The 2,087-nt window shown below is 66.6% G+C and carries 3 protein-coding genes; all 3 read right to left on the reverse strand.

The window, feature by feature from the left end; translation table 11 throughout:
- Positions 1-572 (reverse strand): c-type cytochrome biogenesis protein CcmI (gene ccmI / locus WA702_RS28030; RefSeq protein WP_425113790.1); only part of this gene is annotated, 572 nt, incomplete at its 3' end.
- Positions 573-707: 135 nt separating this feature from the next.
- Complete coding sequence (locus WA702_RS28035) at positions 708-977, reverse strand: hypothetical protein (protein WP_425113792.1); 270 nt, start codon at positions 975-977, stop codon at positions 708-710.
- A gap of 114 nt (positions 978-1,091) precedes the next feature.
- The coding region (locus WA702_RS28040; RefSeq protein WP_425113791.1) for a hypothetical protein at positions 1,092-2,087 on the reverse strand (996 nt) is incomplete at its 5' end.

Raw genomic sequence — 2,087 nt, forward strand, 5'->3', positions numbered from 1 at the left:
TCGGCCCGCAATCCCGGCTTGTCGCCGCCATAGGTCAGCGCGTTCCGGTAGGCGCGGATCGCATCATCGCCGCGGCCGAGCCGGGCCAGCACCGGCGCCAGCACGGTCCAGCCGCGCGCGTCGGTCGGATTCTGGGCGAGATGCTGCTGGACCTGGTTGACCAGCGCTTCCATCGGCTGCGCGCCGCCGGGGGCGGATTTCCGCGCCAGCAGCGGGAAGTCTGGCAATTGCGGCGAGCCGAGCGGCAGGTAGACCGACAGCGCCACCACCGGCAGGCCGATCAGCGCCAGCACGGCGACCGCCCGGCGCATCCCGGTCGCGGCGCGCACCGGCAGATCGCGCTCCTGATCGTCAGCCGCCAGCAGCCGGCGGCCGATCTCGATGCGGGCGGCCTCCGCCTCGGCCTTGCCGATCAGGCCGGTTGAGACATCGCGCTCGATCTCGCTCAGCTGGTCCTTGTAGACCGGCACTTCCCGGCCGTCGGCCGGCGCGCGCGCACCGAAACCCAGCGGCAGCAGGATGGCGAAGATCGCCGCGGCCGTCATCAGCGCGAACACGAACCAGAGGGTCATCAAGCGGGGTTCCAGGGGCGATCGAGGGCAAACGCCGTGCGGAGCTTTTAACCAGCACCGGGGCCAGCGGCAATTCACAATTGCCCGCTTGCTATCGCATTGGCCCGCGTGAGAAACCCTGGGAACAGTACGTAGTTAGACGATGGCGAAATCGGCGCTTCTGGCCAGATATTCCCCATGGCCGTTCAGCGCCATCAGGAAATAGGTCCCCGGCCCGACCTCATCCGGCAGCCGGATGCGCAGCGATCCGACCGGCATCGGGGATGTGATCGTGGTGACCGGATCCAGCAGCCGCTGGCCGCTCGCCTGGTCGACCAGGACCACCTTCGCCCGGACCATCAGATGTCGATATGTCGCAGAGATGACGCGGTTGTCGAATTCGACAAAATTAATAACGGAATTCATGATCGTAATGAAATGAGGACGCGCATATCGACCGTACGCAGCAGCGGCGCTGATGGTCAACTATAAATTGCAGCAACGGAAAAACAGACTGAATAAATTCTTCAGCGCGAACGATTAGCTCGCACGCGATGATGATTTGCGCTCGCCGCCGCTGGCGTTCTCCGCCGCCCTTCTCATCAGGGCTGCGTAGTCATGGCCGAACAGCACCTCGCAGAACCGGATCGCGGCTGCGACCTGCGACCGACGATAGGCGCGCGCACGCGCGTCGCCGCCGCGCAATGACTGCACCAGCGCCTCGGTGGCCTTCTCGACATATTGCTGCAGATCGGAATAGGTGCGCAGCGTCACCTCGTTGATGGCAAGCTCGCTGGCATAGGTGCGGCAGACCGCGACGAATTCGATCAGCGCCGCCACCTCCGCCACCTCCGTGGTGTCGATGCCGGCACCAGGCGGGATGTCCTTGTCGGCACGCTGCCGCAGGATGCGCCGGGCGCGGCCGGGCACGCTGTCGATCTCGGCCTGCAGCGCGTTGGAGATGTCGGCACGGATCGCGGTGAGCTGCTTGCCCCAGTTCGATTCACTGCGCAGGTCGAGCTCGGTGCGCAGGCCGCGGACGCCATCATGCAGCGTCTTCAGCATGTCGCCGATATGGGCGAAGTGGCCGCGCCGGATGTCGGCGCGCAGCGTCGTCGCCAAGGTCGCGAGGTCGTGCAGCGCGATGGTGACGGCGACGCCGTAAGGCGTCGCGGCCACCCTGATCTCGTCGTCGGACGCCGCCATCTTGATCGCCAGGCGGATGATCTGCCAGGGTGCGGCGAGCCGCTGGATCACCACCGACAATGCAAAGGGCAGCATCTGCGGGGTCTGCAGCGAGGGCGCGTTGATGGCTTCGGTCACCGCGGCGATCTGGGAATCACCGAGCGCCCTGATGATGCTTTGCAGCCGGCCGCCAAGGCCGTCCAGCGCCTCGCGATTCTGCAGCACCAGCGCGATTGGCAGCAGGTCCTCGATCACGCTCTGGGTGCCGATGCGGCTTAGCGCGCGCTGCCGGTCGCCGGTCGCCTGCGGACCGACCAGCTTGAGCAGCGCCTCGGCCGCGGCGAGCTGCAG

This window comes from Bradyrhizobium sp. (assembly GCF_049798375.1).
In the GTDB taxonomy this organism is placed as follows: domain Bacteria; phylum Pseudomonadota; class Alphaproteobacteria; order Rhizobiales; family Xanthobacteraceae; genus Bradyrhizobium.

What these genes read in the sequence shown, in the direction of transcription:
- WA702_RS28035 (WP_425113792.1), bottom strand. Translation starts at nt 977, where the DNA reads ATGAATTCCGTTATTAATTTTGTCGAATTCGACAACCGCGTCATCTCT.